We start from the raw sequence: 22882 nt of genomic DNA, 5'->3' as shown, positions 1-22882 counted from the left end.
CGCTCATGAATTATGAAGAAAATTTAGTTGATGATAAAGAAATTGATCGTTTCGATCAGGCACTTCAGTCTTATTTTAATGATGAAATGAATATTGACCGCTTTCAGGCGGTGCGTCTCCAACAAGGCATTTATGGACAACGCCAGGACGGCGTGAATATGGTGCGCATCAAAGTACCTGGTGGCAGACTCGTGCCAGCGCAGTTGATGGCGATAGCGGAAGCGCTGGAGAATTATGCACCTGGGCGTAAAGTGCATATCACTACGCGCCAAGACATTCAGATACATTATGTGCCGCTTCAGCACACCCCTGCTGTATTGCGTCGCTTGGCACAGTCCGGCTTAACTACGCGGGAAGCATGCGGCAATACGGTGCGCAACGTAACTGTTTGTCCTTTGGCTGGAGTGTGCCCACGTGAACACGTGGACGTGACACCATTTTCGCAAGGAGTGGTCCAGCATTTCCTGCGCCATCCACTGACCCAGAATTTGCCGCGCAAATTTAAAATCAGTATGTCTGGTTGTGAATCTGATTGCGCGCAAGGCTTGATACATGATCTAGGGGTTGTGGCTGTGAGAGCGGACGATGGTCGTTTCGGTTTCAAGATTCTTGCCGGTGGGGGATTGGGGCACAAGCCGCATGAGGCTATCGTTGTGGAACCATTCATAGAGGAAGCAGATTTGCTAGCGGTTATGGAAGCCATTGTTGTTCTTCACAACAAGTATTCCGATCGCACCAAGCGTGCCAAATCGCGCATCAAGTTTCTAGTCGACCGCTTTGGGGCTGAGGGTTTCGTGGCGAGATACCGAGAAGAGCTTGGGCGTACACGGGCAGCTTTGGCTGCTCACGCTTATCCGAAAGGACAATGGCAGGGCGGCGAATCTGGCGATATTCCTGGTCCCGGGGCACCGCGACGCATCTTTAAGCAAAAGCAGCCGAATCTATACGTGTTTCCGGTGAGCGTTCCCTTGGGAGATCTTGATGCCGAGCAATTGCGGGGCATCGTCGGACTAATGAGGGATTTAGGTCTGAGCGATGTACGCACGACTCAGGACCAGAACCTGATATTGGCAAATGTTCCTGAATTGCTGCTGTCGGTGGTGAGTGAAGGGCTCGGTGTTCTACGGCTACAAGCGCCCCGACCTGGCGATGATGTCGTGGCCTGCCCCGGCACCTCGACTTGTCGGCTCGGCATCACTTCTTCCATGACAGTGGCACCCAAGCTTGTTGGAGGCAAACTGGATCTACGGATACGCGTGTCCGGCTGCCATAACGGATGCGCTCAGCCAGAAACTGGCGACATCGGCATCTTCGGTGAGGGTCGGCGCATGCATGGCAAGCTGATTCCTCATTATCAAATGTATTTCGGCGGCAACGGTTGTGGTGGAGGTGAATTAGCGCTTAGAGGGCCATCGGTGCCGGCGGCTCGCATTGAGAAAGCAGTGGAAAGGTTACGGGAAGCATACGCGAGCGCAGATGAACCTCGGGAGTCGTACTTTCATTGGGTGAGGAAGCAGGAGTCTGGCTATTTCGATAGGTTGCTTGCCGATTTGACGCAAGTTTCTGAGGCGGATTTGCCGAAGGTAATTCAGGATCATGGTCATGGTGTGGACTTTAAAGTGCTGCAATTAGGTGGTGGGGAATGCGCAGGCGCAGTCCAAGATGTGGTGTCTGCGAAATTTTCCGAGGCAGCTTATGAACGAGATTGTCGTAATGCCTTGGCGGCACAGCGTAAGCATGGGGAGGCCATAGATTGCATAGAGGCGATAGCACTTTTAGTTGGTCAAGCACTTCTTTTCCTCTCTGGGCAGGATCATAAGGTGAGCGAATTATCAGATGTGGCAGGATCATTGAGTGATGTTCATTCGCTATCCACCTTGTTTGGGAAGCGAGTTACCTTTTTAATTGGAGAGCTTGAGAAGCTTAGGGCAGAGTTCAATGATGCTGCATTTGCCAGCCTAACAACGGAGCTCGATATATGGGTTAGAGAAGCTGCACAAATTTGCACGAATGTTGCCCCGCAACTTGATTTGGTTGGCACTCTGTCCCCTAGGACTCCATTGCGAACAGATGCTTCCATTTGGACTATCGATGTGTCTCAGCATCCATGTCCCATCAATTTTCTCAAGGCAAAATTGGCATTGGATAATGTCGCGGTGGGTGATGAGCTAACCGTGAAGGTCGCTTCTGGTCGCGCAGCTAGGCTGGTTCCTGAGAGTTTCGAAAGTTTTGGGCACACCATTTTATCTAAGCAAGAAGATGGCGATATTACCGTGATATTGGTTCGTAAGGCCGAAGTCAAAAATTTGATGAAGGAAGGGAAAAGCAAATGAGTCTGGATCGTAAATTTAATGAAGAAAAGGAAAAGCAAATGAATTTGGAGCAAAAAATTGAAGAAGTTGTTGCGCTTCTAAAGAGCATCGAATGTGATCATGCGCCTGCAGCTTTTGCCAACAGTTTTGGCGCTGAAGATATGGTCCTGACTGATCTAATCGTAAAACATGCGCCTGGAATCGAAATATTCAGTATTGATACGGGGCGTTTGCCAGAAGAGACCCATCAACTTATGCACGAGATTATTCACCATCAAAAGGTTCCGCTACGCATTTATTTCCCAGAAGATCTAGTGGTTGAGCAGTATACCCAACGGCATGGTCCCAATGGTTTTTATGAGAGTGTTGAGCTACGCAAGTCTTGTTGCTACATCCGAAAGGTGGAACCGTTGCAGCGTGCGCTCAAGGAGAAAAAGGCTTGGCTCACTGGGTTGCGTCGGCAACAGGCAGCAACACGCGCGGATTTGCTCCTTTCAGAATGGAATCAGGAGTATCAGTTACAGAAATTTAACCCCTTGGTGGAGTGGAAACATGCAGATGTGTGGGCCTACCTTTATGAATTTGACGTGCCCTATAACGATTTGCATGATCAGGGGTTTCCGAGTGTTGGTTGCGCTCCATGTACTCGTGCTGTCGCAATCGGAGAGGACTCTCGCGCAGGGCGTTGGTCTTGGGAGGACTCGATACCCAAAGAGTGCGGCTTGCATTGCAAAAAAAACCCTAATTGAAATATAACCTGAACTGAGATTAAGGAGTGCTATGTCATACCATCGGTTGAGCCATTTAGATTGGCTCGAAAGTGAATCGATTCACATCATGCGGGAGGTGGCATCTGAATGTCGAAATCCAGTATTACTGTTTTCAGGGGGTAAGGACTCTATTGTTATGCTGCGCTTGGCAGAGAAAGCATTTCGTCCCGGCAAATTTCCGTTCCCGATGTTGCACATTGACACTGGGCACAACTTTCCCGAAGTGATCAAGTTTCGAGATCATCGCGCCGCCCAACTTCGCGAGGAGTTGATCGTGCGTACGGTACAAGATTCAATCGATCAGGGAAAGATTAAGGTGAAGAATCTTGATCAGGGGCGCAACCAGATGCAGACCGTGACACTGTTGGATGCTATTCGTGAATTCGGTTTCGATGCGTGCTTCGGCGGTGCGCGTCGGGACGAGGAAAAAGCGCGTGCCAAAGAGCGAATTTTTTCGTTTCGGGACGAGTTCGGTCAATGGGATCCAAAAAATCAGCGTCCCGAACTGTGGAATCTTTACAACACTCGCGTCAATCCTGGTGAGCACATGCGGGTGTTTCCTATCAGCAATTGGACAGAATTGGATATCTGGCAATACATCGCCCAAGAGTCTCTGGAGGTGCCAAGCTTATATTTTGCCCACGAGCGGAAGGTTGTCCAGCGTGGTGCTCAGTGGCTCCCGGTCTCATCTTTGGTGCAACCAGCGTCGGGTGAAATTGTGGAGAGGCGCTCGGTACGTTTCCGTACTGTGGGTGATATGAGCTGCACCTGTCCGGTGGAGTCGACGGCGGTAACTATCGGAGACATTATACGGGAAACAAGGGCAACTACTATCACCGAGCGTGGCGCAACTCGCATGGATGACCGTACCTCGGAGGCTTCCATGGAATTACGTAAAAGAGAAGGGTATTTCTAATGGCAAATGAAAAGCACAACTTGGCTCCTGCGACAGACCTACTCAGGTTTATAACCGCAGGCAGTGTGGATGATGGCAAGAGCACTCTGATCGGTCGTCTGCTGTACGACAGTAAGGCTATTTGCACGGACCAGCTTGATGCCATCGAGCGCGTCACCCGCCGCCGAGGCATGGAAGGGGCAGACCTTGCGCTGTTGACCGATGGTCTGACGGCGGAACGCGAGCAGGGCATCACCATCGACGTGGCTTACCGTTATTTTGCCACCCCCAAGCGCAAGTTCATCATCGCCGACACGCCCGGTCATGAACAATACACCCGTAACATGGTGACGGGGGCCAGCACGGCAAGCCTGGTAGTGATCCTGATCGATGCGCGCAAAGGGGTTCGTGCCCAGTCCCGCCGTCATGCTTATATTGCGAGCCTATTGGGTATTCGTCATTTGGTTGTGGCGATCAACAAGATGGATCTGGTGGACTATTCCGAGGAAGTATTTGAGCAGATCAAGGCCGAATTTATCGAGTTCTGCATCAAGCTGGATGCACACGATATCCACTTCATCCCGATGTCGTCACTCCATGGCGATATGGTGGTTGAAAGGGGTGACAACATACCTTGGTATCAGGGCAGCACGTTGCTGAATCTGCTGGAGAATATCGTGGTCGCCGATACCTTGAATTTGCGTGATTTTCGATTTCCCGTGCAATTGGTCAGTCGACCACAAATGCCTGATTTACACGATTTTCGCGGCTACATGGGACGTATCGAATCAGGCTGTGTTCAGGTCGGCGATGAGATTACGGTGCTGCCCAGCGGACGGACATCGAAAGTGAAGGAGATTTACGCCTCATTTGACAAGAAGCTTTCCGAAGCTTACGCACCACAATCGGTGATACTCACTCTCGAAGATGATATCGATGTCTGCCATGGCGACATGATCGTGCATCGGCTCGACCGGCTGTTCGAGGAAACGACTGTATACCAGAGCCATCTTCCTTGGGTCGAGAAGGAGTTTGAAGCAATTTTGTGCTGGCTGGACGACAAACCCATGGATTTGGGACGGAACTACTTAATCAAGCACACTACTCAGACTGTAAAAGCGACGATCCAGGCGATGCACTACAAAGTGGACGTCAACACCTTGGAGCACAACGCTAATGCAAGCGATCTTCAGACGAATGAAATCGCTAGAGTATCAATCAAAACACAGCGCCCTTTAATTTACGATACTTATCAGGACAACCGTACAACGGGAGGTTTCATCATTATTGATCAGGACACGAATAGTACGGTGGCGGCAGGCATGATCTGCTGAGGCTTCCCCAGTCTTTTCGTGAGATGGACTGAATTTCTGAGCTTAGATGATGGCGTAAAAAACTTTCTGGCAGTGATTAATTAAATAACTGAATATTTTTTGGAGTTTCAAATGACTTATGTGGTGACCGAGTCCTGTATTCGATGCAAGTATACCGATTGCGTGGAAGTGTGTCCTGTGGACTGTTTCGTTGAGGGTCCCGATTTTCTGGCTATTGACCCGGAGGTTTGCATTGATTGCACGCTCTGCGTAGCGGAGTGCCCGGTAGAGGCGATATTTGCTGAAAGTGATGTTTCTAATGACCAACGGGAATTTATCGTCATCAATGCCGAACTAGCCAAGAAATGGTCCCAGATCACAGAAAAGATACCCGCCCTACCAGACGCCGATGAATGGGCCAAGATCAAGAATAAACGTGAACATTTGGACTTTTTATGAGGGATAGTTATTACATGGCGATTTTCGAATCATAATGAATTTTTTCCCTGTTTTTATGGATATTCGCGGCCAGCGCTGCCTCGTGGTGGGCGGTGGTGAAATTGCCGCGCGCAAGGCGGCTTTGCTGCTTCAGTGTGGTGCTCAGGTGACTGTCGCGGCGCTGGGGCTCGTGGCTGCCTTTACCGAGCTTGAGGGTCTGGAGCGGCTTGCTCATCACAAGATCAAATTTGATCCAATGCTACTCAACGATGTTGCGGTGGTGATTTGTGCTAGCGGAGACGACGATCTTGATCGTACAGTATCCCAGGCTGCACGTGCACGTCATCTGCCGGTAAACGTGGCTGATAGGCTCGAACTATGCAGTTTCATCCTGCCAGCCATCCTTGATCGTTCGCCATTGTTGGTGGCGGTGTCCAGCGGTGGTGCCGCGCCAGTGCTGGCGCGGTTGCTGCGTGCACGGCTGGAAACCCTGATTCCATCAAGCTATGGACGGCTGGCACTGCTCGCCGCCAGCTTCCGCGATGAGGTAAAAAAGAAATTTTCCTTGCCACCCAACCGACGCATATTCTGGGAAAAAGTTTTCCAAGGGCCAATTGCCGAGTTGGTTTACGCTGGTAATGATGCGGCCGCTGAAGCAGCGCTCAAGCAGCAATTGGATGAGGCAGCGGACGGCTTGCTACAGGGTGAGGTTTATCTGGTGGGCAGCGGCCCAGGCAACCCGGATCTCTTGACATTCCGGGCACTACATCTGATGCAGCAGGCTGACGTGGTGGTTTATGATCATCTCGTCGCTGACGCGGTGCTCAATATGTGTCGGCGTGACGCGGAACGCGTTTATGTGGGCAAAGAGCGCGCCAACCATACCATGCCTCAGGAGGATATCAACCTGATGCTGGTGCGTTATGCTCAAGAAGGCAAGCGGGTGTTACGCCTTAAGGGCGGCGATCCATTCATTTTCGGCCGTGGCGGAGAAGAGATTGAAACCTTGGCAGAGAACGGCATTCCGTTCCAAGTAGTGCCGGGCATCACCGCGGCATCAGGCGTAGCGTCCTATGCCGGCATTCCGCTTACTCACCGGGATTACGCTCAGTCCTGCGTGTTTGTCACTGGACATCTTAAAGACGATAGTATCAACTTGGATTGGGATGCGCTAGCTCGGCCCAATCAGACTGTTGTGATTTACATGGGGCTGCTGGGGTTGCCTATTCTGTGCAAGGAACTTGTTTCACACGGATTACCCGCTGCAACACCTGCCGCCATCGTAGAGCATGGTACTACGGTGCACCAGCGAGTTTTGGTGGGCACTCTGGAAACATTGCCGGCGCTTGCCACCGAGGCCAAATTCAAGCCACCCTCGCTCATCATCGTGGGCAATGTGGTGAAGTTACACGAGAAAATGGCTTGGTTTCGTATTGAGGCGGGTGCAATAAGTGAAAAATATAATTGATTGTAAAGATGCTTTGTCCATTCATTTCGGGGCTTAATTCATAAGTTGTTGTAAATAATAGAAATTGCTGGGAAGGCGATCATTGAACATACTGGAAGCAGATTCTGTGTGAGTTGTTTTAAATAGGTATTAAAGGCATACGGGGCACTCTAGATATTCAATACCGATCTGGGCTGGCAATTGGTTAGTAAGGCTTTTGCAGTGGTGTTCATGGCACGGCATTGTCATAGCAGTGCAGTGTATCTGAAAGAATATGCCATCCTGCGAAATTGCTGCTAAGGCTGGCAGAATATTTTGTGCTTTTAAAACATGAGAAGAACACCCCTGTCGCTTGATTACAGCACCCCAGATGAAATGTGCTATACCACGAACGGTGGCGGAGTAATTCTTGTGGGGGAATTTCGCTCAAAAGCAACAACTAGAAAAACGGGGCAGCGCTGTTCCGCTGCATGTGAAAGATTACCCTCTTAAACTCGACTCAATATTGTCTTGACAGAGGTTTGAGCATAACCAAAACATTACGTGCTGTGTTTCGAAATTGAAGCCGCGCTATAAATTTAAGGAAGGGACGTCATGTTCAATCAAATCAGCATTAAATTCCGTTTAATTGTTACATTCTCATTATTCGCATTGTTACTTATCTTCGTTGGTGGCATGGGGATATATAATGCACAACACAATGTTGGCCTGCTAGAAAACCTTAGTCTTAAAGACAAAACCGCTGAAGCTAATGTGATACGCATTAAATATCTGATGGAAGAGCAACGTAGCCAGTTAATGTTAGCATTGCAACACAATCCAGAATTGTCTATTGCCAAATTCCATGACCACTCCGTTAACAAACATTTTGATCAAATAAGTACTTCACAAAAGAGATTGCAGGAATTGTTCGATCAATATCGGGTAGGTATTACCGATCAAGAAGAGAAAAAACTGCTTGATACCTGGATGGCAGATACCAACCATTTTGCGGTGGATAACATCAATCAGGCTGTTATTTCTATTCAATCTAATAAATGGGAAGCGGCTGGATCGGTCCTGCTTAAAGAAATTAACCCTGTTTATGATCAAGGGAAAGTCGATTCGTTAGCTTTGACTGATTACTTAAAACAGCGTGCTGCTAAAAATGAAATGATGATCACAGCCAATGTGGCACAAATGACCTATGTCATGATCATTATCATATCGCTAGCATTGATGACTGCTGTGGTGATGGGGTGGATGATTATTCGTAGTATTACCATCCCGCTTAATTATGCAATTGAAGTTGCGCGCTGTGTTGCAGATGGCGATCTACGTGCTGATGTCACCGTGACGCAGCATGATGAAGTAGGCGTTTTATTGACTGCATTAAAAGACATGAATTTCAGTTTGTCTCATATAGTTGGTGAAGTGCGAGTCGGAACCGAGGCGATAGCTTCTGCTTCCAGTCAAATCGCAGTAGGTAATCTGGATCTATCCAATCGCACGGAAGCACAAGCTGGCTCGTTGGAAGAAACCGCCTCAGCGATGGAAGAACTCACCAGTACAGTCAAACAGAATGCCGACAATGCTCATCAGGCCAATCAACTTGCTGAAATTGCCTCGGAAGTCGCCGCTAAGGGTGGGGTAGTAGTATCTGAAGTTGTCAACACCATGAGTTTAATCAACGACTCTGCACGTAAAATCGCTGACATCATCGGCGTTATCGACGGCATCGCTTTCCAGACCAACATACTCGCACTCAATGCAGCAGTTGAAGCCGCACGCGCAGGCGAACAGGGCCGCGGCTTTGCCGTGGTCGCCACTGAAGTGCGCAGTTTGGCGCAACGCAGTGCGGCAGCGGCAAAAGAAATCAAGCTATTGATAGATGACTCGGTCGAGAAGATAGAACAAGGCAACAAGCAAGCCGCACAAGCAGGTACGACTATGGGTGAAGTTGTTTCCAGCGTACAGCGCGTCACCGACATCATGAGCGAAATCAGTGCTGCCAGTCGCGAGCAGAGTCAAGGTATTGAAGAAGTTAATCACGCCATCACCCAAATGGATGAAAGCACGCAACAGAATGCGGCGCTGGTAGAGCAAGCCGCCGCCGCTGCCAAATCCATGCAAGATCGGGCCGGACATCTTGAAAAGTTGGTCAATAAATTTCAATTGGATGGTGGGCGACATATTGTCTCCCCCAGTAATCAACTAAAAAACATCACCGCACGCCCTCATCGAATTTACTATCATCCTAGCCACTAAAAGTTACCTGCAACCACTTTTGATCTAAATTCTGCCATAAACGTCCACAGCGAATGGAAAACAAAATTGCGTACCGCCATTAACAAACAGGAGAAAATGGGGGCGCACAAATCAAACAGACCGTTAAAGTAGCTAACTCAATGCGTTGCTTTCCTTGAAGTGGTTCATTAGTTGAACCTCCCACTAATATGTGGGTTTTTAACAGCTAGTGTTTTGAGCACGGATTAATGTGGCACACAGCGAGGGCAGTTTCCGCAAACGGCTGATGCAAATAGCTAAAGTGGATATGCTCATTCTCGATGATTGGGGGCTGTCCACCCTGACCCAATCCGAGCGGCGGGATTTGCTCGAACTCATTGATGATCGCACCCAAAAAGCCACGCTCATTACCAGCCAGATTCCGGTCAAAGCATGGCATGAAGTCATCGGCGAACCCACTCTGGCGGACGCGATTCTCGACCGCATCGTCCACCGCGCTCACACTATCGAATTAACCGGAGATTCCATGCGAAAAACTAAAAAAACTTGACCCAACGTGAACACTTGATGTAAAAACCAACCACCAGCACAACACGCCGTTCAGGTGTTCACGTTCGAGCAGAATAGGTGTTCACGTTCAACAGAATACGCAGGTGGATTGCCTGTATCATCTAAAAACGGTCATACCTGATCATCGATTGCAATCCACACCTCCTCAGCAAAGCCATTTCCTACAAGAAAAGCCAATACTTCACGTAACCGCAACCCTCATCACTATATCGGTCACAATGCGGCGTTTGTCCGATTACGCGATCTGCTAGTGAGAATGGCAAATACTTTAACAACGCACTTGGGCGAAAATGCTCGCGTCAGCTTGTTGTCAGCACGATCTGTACGTCCGAGAATGGCGCAAGCGCCGTAGCTAGGCGCTCCGTATGTTCGAACAGGTTTTTTACCTTTGACCAGAAAGCCTGTATGGGTGAGAAAACGAAGTTCGTGATTCTTCAGCCAGCGCACAGATGACGGCGGGCAACGCTTTAGGCGCACGTTTTCGTTATGCAGTACTCCGTCAAAATCAAGGAATAGGATCAAAGTTCCCTGCCCCGCAGTATACCTAACTGCAGAACCCGATGGGTTGTCGACCAACAGGTTTCGGCACCAGCAACCGAGCAATACCATCACCTGATTGCATCGCCCTGGTGAATGATTCCCTAATCAGCCGGGTCGTCTTTCTAAGATCAAGGTCTGTGCGCGTGGCTAAAGCTTGGCTAGTACACTCATCCAGTTCGATTTGATACTTGGTTTTAGACCGTAACTGTTCTGCCTCGCGTTTGATGATGCGCAGTCGTTGTTCTGGTTCTGGCCGTGGTATGTTGAATGTTTCTACCCTCGACAACAAAGGGAGTGGCACGCCGTCCAAACTATTCGCAGTCAACACGAAGATTATCCTGCTGGCATCGAACTCCATCCCAAAAAACTCATCTTTAAAACGCGCGGATGTGTTCGGCTCAAACAGATCAAGTAATACCGGTAATACGGGGTATTGTGAATCGCGGATTTTGTCCACTTCGTCTATGACCACTACCGGTGTGGCAAACTTGCTTTCCGCAAGCAGGACGAACAGCGAACCGGGCCTTGATCCAGTCCAGCTCGAATGCGAACCCGTAAACTGGAAACCACCCTGTGCACCGCCTGCGCTGATTTTTTCCATGCCCACACCTAGGGCTTGGGCGAGTTGCATCGCCAGAAAGGTTTTGCCAATACCCGGATCACCCAGTAACAGCATTGGCGTGATGCGAAACTCTTCTGGTGGCATGGCACCAGCCAGCGCAAGATCAACTTGCAAACGGTCAATGGGCTCAATCAAATTCTCGAATTGGGTTTTTGCCTTTTCCAATTGTGCACAGGCTTTAAGGGTATCTGGCACCGAACGGAATCCATCGTTCATACGTGCGTTTTCGAGGGCACGATCACCGCCTGCTTTGCGGTCGTCCTTAATATCACCCAGCGCCTCGATGGCTTTATCGGTCGCATCCGGATTAAATATCTGAATACTGGCACGTGGTTTGGCTGACTTCTTGATGACGTTACCGGTTAACGCTGCTTGCCAATGAGCATGACAACGATTGACCAGACTTTCTGCCCTCTCGTCGGAAATGACTTTTATTCGTTTTACGAATCTGCCATGCCAAAGTCTGGCTTCTTTTTGCGAGAAAGCAGATTTGGAATTCCACAAAGAGTACAGCATCTGCTTCGATGAATCCCAGTCGGGATCAACGAGGTAATCGAGTACAGCCTTTAGTGTGCGTATCTTTTCCGTATAAGCTACTTGCAGCAACACTGCCACCAGCAAATCGTGGGAGAGCTCTGCCGTTGCAGCGTCCAGTGGCGTTTTTGCTTTTTTGAGTATCTTTGAGGCCAGCGCATCCGCATCCGCAAGATCGTCATTGGTGTTTAGGCGAATGCAGTCAAGCTCACTTGGGCTAAAATCAGTTGCTGTGTTCGGTGGTGGTTCGACTTGTTTAACAGGGGTAGCAGCTGCCACAAGACGTTGGCGTTGTTCTTCAGCTTTAGCCTGTCCTGCATTAACACGGGCGTTCTCTATCTCTTCAGACAAGTCTGTAGGCAGCAGAAAGGAACGACCTCCATCGGTTAAGGTGATCACAAAACCGTTTACATCATGCGTGTTATTATTACAATTAACCATGATAAATCTCCAGTCAGATTTGTTGTGGCCAGGGCATGAACGGGGTTGCCCCCCCGTTCATGCCCGCCATCCATTCGGCTTTTAACTACTTAATATTGAAAATCAGTTTTCATCACGGCTTCAACAGCCGCATCGAACATATTCATCCCCCTTACTTTCGTTACACATTCGCATATCTTTTCATAGCCACCGAAGACAGCATCTTCATCAACTGCGGTTCATCATTTGTTCGGTTTAAGTTTTTTTGCCGCTCTTAGTTCTTCATCGATAAGGTCGCATGGCTCATCTCGCCAGCATGCAACAATATCTTTCACTCGCTGGGTTTCAGTATCCGTCAAAAGCAACTGACGACGCTTGATCCCGGTTTCAGCCAAGCGCGTCAAATAGGCGGCTTTCCTACGTTTAGTCCCCGCTTTCTCAGCCTCCGTTACATAACGATTAGACATTTGTTATTCCCTGAGTCTTCATCGAAAATCGGTGCGGTTTTGATATTTGTGATTTTTCCATAGCTTCACTGTATACCATAACCGGATATGGTGCAAGATAGGTAGGAATTATTTCTAATTAGCGCCCTTTGCAATTTATCCAGCATTCACATCTGTCATTTGCAACTAATGCGAGAACCACAAATTTCAAACAAAAGGCATTTAATTAACTGATAAGTGCATGATGATTGCATCCACATTAACCAATAAATCCCTTCTGTTCTAATACTAATCAGCTCCCGGTTTAGAAAATAACCATATGATATCTGCTCCAAATCCAGTCCAAATTCACTGCAATTCTGTATCAAATCTATGCGCTTTTTGGATCAATGATGAGGGCAGGATGCTGGATGTATCACAAAGCTTGATCCATCCAGATGTTTCGCCCGCTAGGTCGCTTCGCGCCCGTCGCAGTCAACTCAGGGCTCCGCCCCGAGACCCATCATCGAACGCAAGACACCCGAATTCCATTAAATCCATTGGCGTAATAATTAACCTATTTTGAATTTTGATTAGATAACGTTGGCTGAGGTAAGGCTTGAGCATCAATGCTGCAAAGGGTTAGCTTGGAAGCTGCACGAATAATGCGGATTGACATAACGCCCGTTGCTCGTAGGTAAACCGTTTTGGCAAAATTGCCGGACACTACAAATGACAACTTTTTTGACAACCAGTGCTGACGATTTACATTGATGGATGCATAACCCGTAGAATGTGGATCAAAGTGCAAAATACTTAGGAATGCGATGGACGTTTTTGAATTCAGAGAAAAACTGGTAACTGACTACTCCGATTTCACGTGGAGTTTTACCAGAATCAATGCGCGACATATCAAAGACTTTATGGATCACGAATATGATTCACAAAATTATTGGCCCGCACCACTAATTCAAGTTAATCCAAATTCCAGGCAGGGTTAGGCAATGGTAATTATCCAATATGCCGTCATCAACGGTGACACCAAACGCTTCATCAACAGCACTACCTGCGCTGGCTCTAATCAAGCCGCCGATAATTGCGCCGAAGGAACCACCGAGCACAACACCATCAGGGTCACTTATTGCACCTGCGGTCGCACCGATTTCTGCGCCACCCATTGCACCTGCTGCACCAGCGGTAGCGCCTACTAATAAGCCAATTGCGCATCCTGTTTTGCATCCGTAATTCTTGGTTTTTTACATGAGTTGATTGACATAGTGGACATGAGAACTCCATGGGTATTTCTCCTTGCATAAAGTGGCAGTCATGTGTGGCACGCATTTACCTTGGATGAGTGAAGATGGAACAAGATATAAAAAAAGCGAGAGAGATGTGATTCAGACGTGACTATTTACTTAGCCACTTGTAAGGAATATATAATAAAAATTTTATGGGATTGGGGTTGGGCGGCATAATGAGCTGGTTAATCCTGGCCAATACGCTAAAAAGGTCAAGAAATGAATCTTAAGTTGATGGCGGTGTTATAATTTTTTGTCTAAAACATAAAAATTGTTCTGTCACCTAAAATGCAGAAAATTCTAATAAGCTGGATTGGAAATACAGACCTAAAGGCGAGCAAAGGCCAACTTAATACAGGGGTTGGGCCTATTGCACAGTCATTGGCAGATAGGCATTTTCAGCGGCTGGTGTTGTTAACGAATTATTCTGCTGAAGATTCTCAGCAATATGTGGAATGGCTTGAAACTCAACATGCTATTCATCCTGATTTACGAGTGGTTTCCCTTTCAGCGCCCACCGAATATGCTGAGATCTACAAACAGGCAGTCGAAGTTCTTGAATCAATTACTGGCCCGCTAGAACGTAATACATACGAACTAACCTTCCATTTAAGTCCGGGCACTCCTGCTATGGCGGCTATCTGGATTATCCTTTCAAAGACCCGTTTCAAAGCTAGCTTGCTTGAAACGTCCATAGAGCGTGGCACGCGCCTGGTAAATTTCCCATTTGATTTGGCCGCAGATTTTTTGCCGGATTTGCTGAAACGCCAGGATGAAATTCTGGCAAAGCTTGCTCAGGACTTGCCTCCCAAAGGTCCAGCCTTCAACGCGATCATCCATCAATGCGAAAAGATGCAGCGGCTTGTCTCCCAGGCGCAACGGGTGGCAGTGAGAAATGTGCCTGTGTTAATTCAGGGTGAGTCAGGCACGGGTAAAGAGCTACTGGCTAGAGCAATTCATGAAACCGGTTTGCGGCGTGAAGGCCCTTTTGTTGCAGTTAATTGCGGTGCAATTCCTCTGGATTTGGTTGATGCTGAATTTTTTGGTCATGATAAGGGTGCTTTTACCGGTGCACAACAAGCACGCAAAGGTTACTTCGAAGAGGCGAATGGTGGTACGCTCTTTTTGGATGAAATTGGTGAGTTGCCGCTGGCTTCCCAGGTTAAGTTGCTCCGGGTGCTGCAAGAAAAGAAAGTTGTCCGGTTAGGCTCTGCAAAAGAAATTTCGCTCGACGTGCGTATCATTGCGGCAACCAATCGTAATCTGATAATGGAAGTTGCAGAAAGTCGGTTCAGGGAAGACCTTTTTCACAGAATTGCAATCGGTGTTTTGCAGCTTCCAGCGCTCCGTGAACGAGGCGAAGATATTGGCCTGTTAATTGATCATTCAATGGAACAGATTAATCGGGAAGCAAATGATCAGCCTGGGTACCTGCATAAGAATATTTCTGTCTCAGCAAGAAAGGTTATGTTTGATTATGCCTGGCCAGGTAATATCAGGGAACTTCACAATACGCTTTTAAGAGCTTCGCTCTGGTCAATTGGGCAAACAATTACAGCTGAAGATATTGAAGCTGCCATCCTACAACCAGCCACAAGATCGAGTAATGCGATTCTTGAAAAGTCGCTGGGAAATGGCTTTGATATACAATCTGTGATGTCGGATGTTGCAGGGCACTATGTGCATCGGGCAATCGAGCAGGCAGAGGGAAATAAAACTAAAGCGGCTGAATTATTGGGGTTGTCTAGCTATCAAACGCTAACCAACTGGATAAAAAAATACCAAGTGGAATAGGGGCTGGCACGGTTCTCGCTAAGTTGGTGTTATACCCTTTAGCGGAAGCGCCAGAAAATGTACATGCAGGACAGCTCATCACTTAACTTCGAGATACTTCGCGCTCATTGGCCGGAAATGGCCAACATGGGGGCGTACGCTGAGCAATACGCGCATTCCGATCCGGAAAGTGCGCTGGTTAAGCTGCGCAGTTTTGCTGAACGTCTGGTAGATCATCTTTATAACCACTTGCGCTTGCCACGAGCGCCACATTCAAACTTCTCGGATTTATTAAGCAACGCCAGCTTCACCATGGTCGCTGATAAGCTGGTGCTGGATAAACTGCATTTACTCCGTCGCATGGGCAATCGCGCTGCACATGGTGAAAATGTCGAAGTGATGGACTCCCTGCGTGCATTGCATGAAGCATGGCAATTAACTCGCTGGCTGCACGTTACCTTCTTTAAAGGTAAGACCAGTGATCTGGCAGACTATGCCGAGCCACCCGAAGAAGGCTTTGGCCACAAGGCCGAACTGAAGCGCGAAAAAAAGGCGCTTAAAGAAGAACTCAATTTAAAAGAACAACGTCTAACAGAAACATTGGCTGAATTAGAGGCGCTGCGTGCGACTGAGCAAGCACTGGTTGAGGAAATCGCGCGTGCCAATAATCCAGTCAGTCAGGATGTACTAAAAACCATTCACTCCACTGGTCAGGCGGCTGTTACACAACTCAAGTTCAGTGAAGACAATACCCGTAAATGGCTGGTTGATCGTGATCTGCGCATGGCTGGCTGGGAAGTGGGTAAGAAAGGTGTCAATACTGAACAGGTATGGCAAGAAGTTGAATTGCAACATCAGTCCACACAAACCGGCCTAGGTTATGCCGATTATGTGCTGTGGGATGATAACGGCAAACCGCTGGCAGTGGTAGAGGCTAAAAAAACCACCAAAGATGCCCGTATGGGGCAACAGCAAGCCAAGAATTACGCTGACGGTCTGGAAAAAATGTACGGCCAGCGCCCCATGATTTTCTATACTAATGGGCATGATATTTGGGTGTGGGACGATGCGGCAGGTTACCCGCCTCGCGCAGTTTATGGTTTCTATTCCAAAGACACTCTGCAATATCGCACCGGTTTCCAGCGCACTGCCAAGCTAGACCTGACCAAAGTGCCTTTACCTACCCATATCGCAGGTCGTGACTATCAGATCGAAACGCTTACCCGGGTAGCTGAACGTTTTGCCTCTAAACATCGCAAGGCACTTATCGTACAAGCCACGGGTACGGGCAAAACGCGTGTTGCCATTGCCTTGTCCAAATTACTGATTGATGCCAAGTGGGCCAAACGCGTGTTGTTCCTGTGTGACCGTCGGGAACTACGCAAGCAGGCCAAAAATGCCTTTAGCGACTTCATGCACGAACCTCTCTATGTTATCGGTCAGCTAAATGATGTCAGCAAGCAGAATGCACGTATTTACATCGGCATCTATCAGGGGCTGATCAATGATTACGAGGATTTTGATGTCGGTTTCTTTGACTTGATTATTGCGGATGAATCCCATCGTTCTATTTACAACCAATACGGTGAGATCTTCAAATATTTTGATGCTCTGCAAGTTGGCCTTACCGCCACGCCAGTTGAGATGGTCAGCCGCAGCACCTGCAACCTGTTTGGTTGTGACTATAAACTGCCCACTGCTAATTACACGCTGGAACAAGCTGTGGCAGAAAAAAACCTCGTACCCTTTGAGGTCATCAGCCACACCACAAAATTCCTGCGCTATGGTATCAAGGCGCAGCATCTTACCGATGAGCAAATCGCCCAGTTAGAAGATGAAGGCATAGACCCGAATACGCTGGATTTCGAAGGCACGGAAATCGATGATGCCATTTTCAATAAAGGCACCAATCGCATCATCCTGCAAAACCTCATGGAACATGGTATTCGTGATCGTGATGGCCAGTTGCCCGGCAAGAGCATCATATATGCGCGTAATATCGACCATGCGCGCTTATTGGCCGATCTCTTCAATGAAATGTACCCGCAGTTTGCAGGAAAGTTCTGTCAGGTGATTCACTCGCAGGAGCCGCGTGCGGAGCAACTGATAGATGATTTCAAGGGCGGTGAGAATTGTAAAAATGACCAACTTAACATCGCCATTTCAGTGGATATGCTCGATACCGGTATCGACGTGCCTGAAGTGGTGAACCTAGTTTTTGCCAAGCCTATCAAATCCAAAGTCAAATTCTGGCAAATGATCGGACGGGGTACGCGCTTATGTAAGGACCTGTTTGGCCCGGGGTATGATAAAGAAAAATTCCGCATCTTCGACCATTGGGGTAATTTCGAATACCACGAAATGAATCAGGAAGAAGCTGAGCCAACCGTGCCCAAGTCGCTCACTCAGCGGCGTTATGAAAGCTGGTTGCAACTGGCAGGGTTGGCGCTCAAGCGTTCAGAGTTGGAAGCTTTCACCGCGCTTGTTAACCTGCTTAAACGGGATGCTGACGCACTGGAAGACGCCACCATCAGCGTTCGCAGCAACTGGCTGGCGGTACAGCAAGCGCGAGATGCCAAACTGCTCGACCAGTTTGCGCCAACCTTGGTGCAGCTACTTGCAGAAAATGTTGCTCCTTTGCTCAATACGCTGGATGTGCGGGGTCAGGGCGATGCCCTACGCTGGGATTTGTTAATCACCAAAGCGCAAGCCATTGCTTTAAGCCAGCCGGGGCAGCCTAACCCCGTCAAAATTGAAGTGCTCGAACTGCTGGATAGGCTGCCGCCACACCTTAATCCGGTTAAAGCCAAAGCTGATGTCCTTAAAGACATTCGTCGCGATGACTTCTGGCAGCAGGCTGATTTTGCCGCGCTTGAAATCAAGCGTTTGGCCTTGCGTGACATTATGCACTTGGCCGAAGCTATGGTGTATCCCCCATCTTTGCCTACGACTGTACTGGATTTGAAAGAGGATGTAGCTGAAATTCATGTCACCCAGCGTGCCAGTAAAATTCGCAGCGTCGATGCCAGTATTTATCAAAAATCCGTACAAGCTGCGCTGGAGCCCTTGTTTAGTAATAACCCTGTACTCATAAAAATTCGTCAGGGTGTGCCGGTTAGTGAGACAGAGCTGCATCAGCTTAACAGCCTGGTGCACACACAAAACCCCAATGTTGATCTGGAACTGCTGCGCGATTTCTACCCGGATACCGCGATTGGCTTGGATCAGATTCTGCGCAGTTTAGTGGGCATGGATGCCGATGCGGTAGCAGCGCGTTTTAACGAGTTTATTCAAAATAATCGACTCAACAGTAACCAGTTACGTTTTCTTGATCTGCTCAGACAGCACATCAAGAGCTATGGCGCTATAGAACTGAACAATCTGTTCGACGCGCCATTCAACACCATTCATAGCGGTGGTGTTGGTGAAATATTTACCAACGAGCAGCAATACCAGCAGCTCATCAGCATTGTAGAAAGTTTTGGCAAACCACTGGCAAGTGGCAATGCTCAAGCATAAAAACAATTCGCGACTAGCGGCTGATTAAACTCAGCCCATGCGCGTGCAAAACCAATAAATTAGGAAAATAATGATTACCGGCGAACTTAAAAACCGTATTGATGGCCTCTGGACAGAATTCTGGACCGGCGGTATTACCAACCCGCTCACGGTTATCGAGCAGATCACCTTTCTCATGTATTCCCGGCTGCTGGACATGCAAGAGCGCAAGGACGAAAAGCGCGCCGCACTCACCCACAAAGAGTTTAACCACCGCTTTACGCCAGAAGAGCAAACTTGCCGCTGGGAAACCTGGCGTCATTACGGTGCCGAGCAAATGCTGCCCCATGTGCGCGACAAAGTGTTCCGTCACTTTCGTGATCTGGCTGCACGCAGTAATGAGCAGGACAGCGCCTTTGCAGATTTTATGAAAGACGCGCAACTGATGATCCAGAAGCCCAGTCTGCTTGTAAAAGCAGTCAACATGATTCATGACCTGCCGCTGGATAGTGGCGATATCAAGGGCGATCTTTACGAATATCTGCTTGGCAAACTTAACACCGCCGGCATCAACGGCCAGTTCCGTACCCCGCGCCATATCATCCGGTTGATGGTCGAGCTGATGCAACCCAAGCCTACCGACCGCATCTGTGACCCGTCCTGTGGTACTGCTGGCTTTCTGGTGGAAACTTATAATTACCTGTTGGCACAACACTCCAGCGAAGCAGGCCGCCATACTGAAACGGTGGTCAATGAAAAAGGTGAAACCGAGACCCAAACTGTTTATAGCGGTGATTTGCTTGGCCCGCATCGCAAGCATATCGACCACGACATGTTTCACGGCTTCGACTTCGATACCACCATGCTGCGTATTGCGACAATGAACCTTGTCATGCATGGCGTGGCCGAGCCGGATATTCACTATCAGGATGCGTTGTCGCAAAACTTCGTCGAGCGCTTCCCTAAAGCCGCCAAAGAAGGCTTTGACCTCATCCTTGCTAACCCACCATTTAAGGGCAATCTGGATGAGCATGACATTGCGCCCGAGCTGCTGCGCACTGTCAAAACCAAAAAAACTGAGCTGCTGTTTATCGCGCTCATCCTGCGTATGCTTAAAACCGGTGGTCGCAGCGCCACTATCGTGCCGGACGGTGTGCTGTTCGGTTCCAGCAAAGCCCACCAGCAACTGCGTCAGGAACTGATCGACCACAACCAGCTCGAAGCCGTCATCAGCCTGCCCAGCGGCGTGTTCAAGCCCTACGCCGGTGTCTCCACCGCTATCGTCGTTTTCAGCAAAGGCGGCCGCACCGACAACGTGTTCTTCTATGACGTGCAAGCCGACGGCTACTCGCTGGATGACAAGCGTCAGCCTATCCAAGACAACAACCTGCCCGATGTGTTGGCCAAATACCAGCAATGGTCTGATCGCCAAGGTGACTTTAGCGACCGCACCCAGCAAGCCTTTATCGTGCCAGCCGACGAGCTAAGGGCGCAAAACTACGACCTGTCGATTAACCGTTACAAGCAAGTGGTACACGCTGTGGTTGTGCACCAGGATCCACGCGAGATTTTGAAACAGATGCAGGGGCTGGAAGCGGAGATTGTACGGGAGATGGCGGAGTTGGAAGGGTTATTGAGATGAGCGGAAAATGGCATATGGCACGACTTGGAGACTGCTGTAAAGTGGTGTCTGGTGCCACCCCGAAAACTGTAAATCCTGAGTTCTGGGATGGTGAAATTAAGTGGGTAACACCGAAAGATATTTCGCGGCTTGATGTGCCGTATTTGACAGACACTCCGGACAAGATTACGCTAAAAGGTTTTGCCAGTTGCTCAACAAATATGTTGCCTAAAGGCACTGTAATGGTCAGTTCTAGGGCACCAATAGGTAATGTAGCAATTTGTGGTGATGAAATGTGTACGAATCAAGGTTTTAAAAGCCTGATTCCTGGCGTAGGTGTTGACTCGCTGTATCTGTATTTCTGTATGAAGAAGTATTCTGAACGTTTGGCTGCACTTGGTAATGGAGCGACGTTTAAGGAGGTATCAAAGTCAATAGTGGAAGACTTCGAAATACCACTGCCTCCTCTGGAAGAACAAAAACGCATCGCCGCCATCCTCGACAAAGCCGGCAGCCTGCGCCGCAAACGCCAGCAAGCCATCCAGCTCGCCGATGAATTCCTTCGTGCGGTCTTTCTTGATATGTTTGGTGATCCGGTGGCTAATCCAAAGGGGTGGGAAATGTTCCCGCTTGGTGATCTGTGCAGTATTCGCCGTGGCGCTTCGCCAAGACCGATTAATGACTTTTTAGGTGGTACGGTGCCCTGGATAAGAATTGGGGATGCCACTTCCGGTGATGATTTATACATTACGGAGACAGCTAAACATGTAACGGAACCGGGTGCAGCGAAGAGTGTAAGACTCCATCCTGGGGCGTTTGTTTTTGCAAACTGCGGGGTAAGCCTAGGATTTGCGCGAATACTCAAAATAGAAGGCTGTATCCATGACGGCTGGCTTGCGTTCGAAGACTTTTCAAAATCAATTGACCAATTTTATTTACTGGCACTCATCAATATCCTGACACCAACGCTTCGGCGCATGGCACCAGACGGCACGCAGCCCAATTTGAATATCGGAATCATGAAGGCATTGGAGATACCCTTGCCCCCTATAGAGCAACAGCGACATTTTTCCATTATTTTTACTAAGGCAAAACAGTTAAAGGGAAAATTTCAGGGCATGGTAGAGGAAGCTGATAGGTTATTTGGTTCGACGCAAGATGAATTTTTTGGTCGGCATGGATAAGAAGGTACGCATACGCTCAGTTGGATCTGTTTCCGCTGAGCTGTTAAAGAAATCCAGGGAGGCTGCGCTTGCAGCAGTGCAGGTCTTCAATAATCCAGCGATTACCTTCAAGTCCGAAATATACGTCGTGCTTATCGTAATTTCCTGGACTTATTTGATGCACGCTTATTACCGTAAAAAGAAGGTTGAATACCGATATCACAAGATGGTTGGTGGACGGAAACGATTTGATCGAACAAATAAAGGTGCCCAGAAATACTGGGAACTTGAGCGCTGCTTAAACGATGAAAATTCACCGATTGATCGGGATGCCGCCAATAATTTAAATTTTTTGATTGGGTTACGGCACGAGATTGAACACCAGATGACTAGCCGCATCGACGAGTTTCTCAGCGCCAGATTCCAAGCCTGCTGTTTGAATTATAACGAATATATTAAATCACTTTTTGGCCCAGAGTTCGGCATTGATAAGCATTTGTCTTTTAGCTTGCAGTTTTCCTCGTTAAACAAAGATCAAATTGATACGCTTGCCGCGCAAAAAGATTTGCCTAAAAACATTCAAGCCTACATTACAAAGTTCGATGAAGCTCTTACTGAAGAAGAGTTTAATCATCCAAGTTATGCATATCGAATCTTGTTTGTACCTAAGACGGCAAATCGCAAGGGGCAGGCTGACCAAGTGATCGAATTTATCAAAGCGGACTCGGATTTTGCCAAGGATGTGAATGCACAATATACCGTAATCAAGGAAACCGAAAGAAAGAAGTATTCTCCCAAGCAAGTTATTGAGTATGTTCATAATGAGGGCTATCCGAATTTCAATATGCATCACCATACGCAGCTCTGGAAAGCGCTCGATGCACGCAATCCAGCTAAAGGTCTTGGGTCACAAGTTGTTAAAACATGGTATTGGTATGATGCTTGGCTAGAGCAGGTGAAGGCGCACTGTAAGGCAGAGGGGGGTAAATATGTTTAACCCAGTGTCAGCGGAATTAG

The 22882-nt window shown here is 48.4% G+C and carries 16 protein-coding genes; 13 read left to right on the top strand and 3 right to left on the bottom strand.

Annotation, left to right across the window (positions count from 1 at the left end; genetic code table 11):
* The first annotated feature begins 5 nt into the window (after positions 1 to 5).
* From CAP31_RS08895 to CAP31_RS08860, 8 genes are all read left to right on the top strand, one after another.
* Positions 6 to 2333, top strand: a complete 2328-nt coding sequence (locus tag CAP31_RS08895) for a sulfurtransferase TusA family protein (protein ID WP_087447210.1) — start codon at positions 6 to 8, stop codon at positions 2331 to 2333.
* On the top strand, positions 2330 to 3061 hold the full coding sequence (locus CAP31_RS08890) for a phosphoadenylyl-sulfate reductase (RefSeq protein WP_087447209.1): 732 nt from the start codon (positions 2330 to 2332) through the stop codon (positions 3059 to 3061). Before CAP31_RS08895 ends, CAP31_RS08890 begins: the two co-directional genes overlap by 4 nt.
* Positions 3062 to 3092: 31 nt before the next feature.
* Complete coding sequence (gene cysD, locus CAP31_RS08885; protein WP_087447208.1) at positions 3093 to 3998, top strand: sulfate adenylyltransferase subunit CysD; 906 nt, start codon at positions 3093 to 3095, stop codon at positions 3996 to 3998.
* Positions 3998 to 5311, top strand: a complete 1314-nt coding sequence (gene cysN / locus CAP31_RS08880) for a sulfate adenylyltransferase subunit CysN (RefSeq protein WP_087447207.1) — start codon at positions 3998 to 4000, stop codon at positions 5309 to 5311. Before cysD ends, cysN begins: the two co-directional genes overlap by 1 nt.
* A 111-nt stretch (positions 5312 to 5422) precedes the next feature.
* Positions 5423 to 5749, top strand: a complete 327-nt coding sequence (gene fdxA, locus CAP31_RS08875) for a ferredoxin FdxA (RefSeq protein ID WP_087447206.1) — start codon at positions 5423 to 5425, stop codon at positions 5747 to 5749.
* A 34-nt stretch (positions 5750 to 5783) separates the two neighbouring features.
* Positions 5784 to 7196 (top strand): siroheme synthase CysG, encoded by a 1413-nt coding sequence (gene cysG / locus CAP31_RS08870; protein WP_087447205.1) that lies wholly within the window; start codon positions 5784 to 5786, stop codon positions 7194 to 7196.
* A gap of 573 nt (positions 7197 to 7769) precedes the next feature.
* The gene (locus tag CAP31_RS15240) at positions 7770 to 9422 is read left to right on the top strand and encodes a methyl-accepting chemotaxis protein (RefSeq protein WP_087447204.1); all 1653 of its coding nucleotides are present in this window, start codon (positions 7770 to 7772) and stop codon (positions 9420 to 9422) included.
* A 229-nt stretch (positions 9423 to 9651) separates the two neighbouring features.
* Positions 9652 to 9951, top strand: coding sequence for an ATP-binding protein (locus tag CAP31_RS08860; RefSeq protein WP_369802387.1), 300 nt, complete (start codon positions 9652 to 9654; stop codon positions 9949 to 9951).
* 564 nt (positions 9952 to 10515) lie between these two features.
* On the opposite strand, the gene CAP31_RS08855 is transcribed toward CAP31_RS08860, so the two are convergent.
* The 3 genes from CAP31_RS08855 to CAP31_RS08845 all read right to left on the bottom strand — a co-directional run bounded on the left by CAP31_RS08855 (position 10516) and on the right by CAP31_RS08845 (position 13690).
* Complete coding sequence (locus CAP31_RS08855) at positions 10516 to 12108, bottom strand: AAA family ATPase (protein WP_087447203.1); 1593 nt, start codon at positions 12106 to 12108, stop codon at positions 10516 to 10518.
* Between the two features lie 221 nt (positions 12109 to 12329).
* Positions 12330 to 12554 carry a hypothetical protein gene (locus CAP31_RS08850; RefSeq protein WP_087447202.1) on the bottom strand — a complete coding sequence of 75 codons (225 nt, stop codon included), beginning with the start codon at positions 12552 to 12554 and terminating at the stop codon, positions 12330 to 12332.
* A 923-nt stretch (positions 12555 to 13477) separates the two neighbouring features.
* Positions 13478 to 13690 (bottom strand): hypothetical protein, encoded by a 213-nt coding sequence (locus tag CAP31_RS08845; protein WP_223247227.1) that lies wholly within the window; start codon positions 13688 to 13690, stop codon positions 13478 to 13480.
* Between the two features lie 408 nt (positions 13691 to 14098).
* Here CAP31_RS08845 and CAP31_RS08840 point away from each other — a divergent pair, with 408 nt between their 5' ends.
* From CAP31_RS08840 to CAP31_RS08820, 5 genes are all read left to right on the top strand, one after another.
* Positions 14099 to 15604 (top strand): sigma-54-dependent Fis family transcriptional regulator, encoded by a 1506-nt coding sequence (locus CAP31_RS08840; protein ID WP_087447200.1) that lies wholly within the window; start codon positions 14099 to 14101, stop codon positions 15602 to 15604.
* Positions 15605 to 15667: 63 nt separating this feature from the next.
* Positions 15668 to 19102, top strand: coding sequence for a DEAD/DEAH box helicase family protein (locus CAP31_RS08835; protein ID WP_223247226.1), 3435 nt, complete (start codon positions 15668 to 15670; stop codon positions 19100 to 19102).
* Between the two features lie 70 nt (positions 19103 to 19172).
* Positions 19173 to 20723 carry a class I SAM-dependent DNA methyltransferase gene (locus CAP31_RS08830; protein WP_087447198.1) on the top strand — a complete coding sequence of 517 codons (1551 nt, stop codon included), beginning with the start codon at positions 19173 to 19175 and terminating at the stop codon, positions 20721 to 20723.
* Entirely contained in the window at positions 20720 to 21886 is a 1167-nt protein-coding gene (locus CAP31_RS08825) for a restriction endonuclease subunit S (RefSeq protein WP_087447197.1), read from the top strand. Before CAP31_RS08830 ends, CAP31_RS08825 begins: the two co-directional genes overlap by 4 nt.
* Positions 21861 to 22862: a DUF3644 domain-containing protein gene (locus CAP31_RS08820; protein WP_223247225.1), complete on the top strand. Its 1002-nt coding sequence runs from the start codon at positions 21861 to 21863 to the stop codon at positions 22860 to 22862. The genes CAP31_RS08825 and CAP31_RS08820 overlap by 26 nt, the downstream gene beginning before the upstream one ends.
* Positions 22863 to 22882: the final 20 nt, after the last annotated feature.

Source organism: Sulfuriferula sp. AH1 (assembly GCF_002162035.1).
GTDB lineage: Bacteria > Pseudomonadota > Gammaproteobacteria > Burkholderiales > Sulfuriferulaceae > Sulfuriferula.
This window is presented reverse-complemented; position numbering and strand designations above follow the sequence as displayed.

Coding starts and splice junctions, on each gene's coding strand:
- CAP31_RS08895 (WP_087447210.1), top strand. CDS start 6: ATGAATTATGAAGAAAATTTAGTTGATGATAAAGAAATTGATCGTTTC.
- CAP31_RS08890 (WP_087447209.1), top strand. CDS start 2,330: ATGAGTCTGGATCGTAAATTTAATGAAGAAAAGGAAAAGCAAATGAAT.
- cysD (WP_087447208.1), top strand. CDS start 3,093: ATGTCATACCATCGGTTGAGCCATTTAGATTGGCTCGAAAGTGAATCG.
- cysN (WP_087447207.1), top strand. CDS start 3,998: ATGGCAAATGAAAAGCACAACTTGGCTCCTGCGACAGACCTACTCAGG.
- fdxA (WP_087447206.1), top strand. CDS start 5,423: ATGACTTATGTGGTGACCGAGTCCTGTATTCGATGCAAGTATACCGAT.
- cysG (WP_087447205.1), top strand. CDS start 5,784: ATGAATTTTTTCCCTGTTTTTATGGATATTCGCGGCCAGCGCTGCCTC.
- CAP31_RS15240 (WP_087447204.1), top strand. CDS start 7,770: ATGTTCAATCAAATCAGCATTAAATTCCGTTTAATTGTTACATTCTCA.
- CAP31_RS08855 (WP_087447203.1), bottom strand. CDS start 12,108: ATGGTTAATTGTAATAATAACACGCATGATGTAAACGGTTTTGTGATC.
- CAP31_RS08850 (WP_087447202.1), bottom strand. CDS start 12,554: ATGTCTAATCGTTATGTAACGGAGGCTGAGAAAGCGGGGACTAAACGT.
- CAP31_RS08845 (WP_223247227.1), bottom strand. CDS start 13,690: ATGGGTGGCGCAGAAATCGGTGCGACCGCAGGTGCAATAAGTGACCCT.
- CAP31_RS08840 (WP_087447200.1), top strand. CDS start 14,099: ATGCAGAAAATTCTAATAAGCTGGATTGGAAATACAGACCTAAAGGCG.
- CAP31_RS08835 (WP_223247226.1), top strand. CDS start 15,668: ATGCAGGACAGCTCATCACTTAACTTCGAGATACTTCGCGCTCATTGG.
- CAP31_RS08830 (WP_087447198.1), top strand. CDS start 19,173: ATGATTACCGGCGAACTTAAAAACCGTATTGATGGCCTCTGGACAGAA.
- CAP31_RS08825 (WP_087447197.1), top strand. CDS start 20,720: ATGAGCGGAAAATGGCATATGGCACGACTTGGAGACTGCTGTAAAGTG.
- CAP31_RS08820 (WP_223247225.1), top strand. CDS start 21,861: ATGAATTTTTTGGTCGGCATGGATAAGAAGGTACGCATACGCTCAGTT.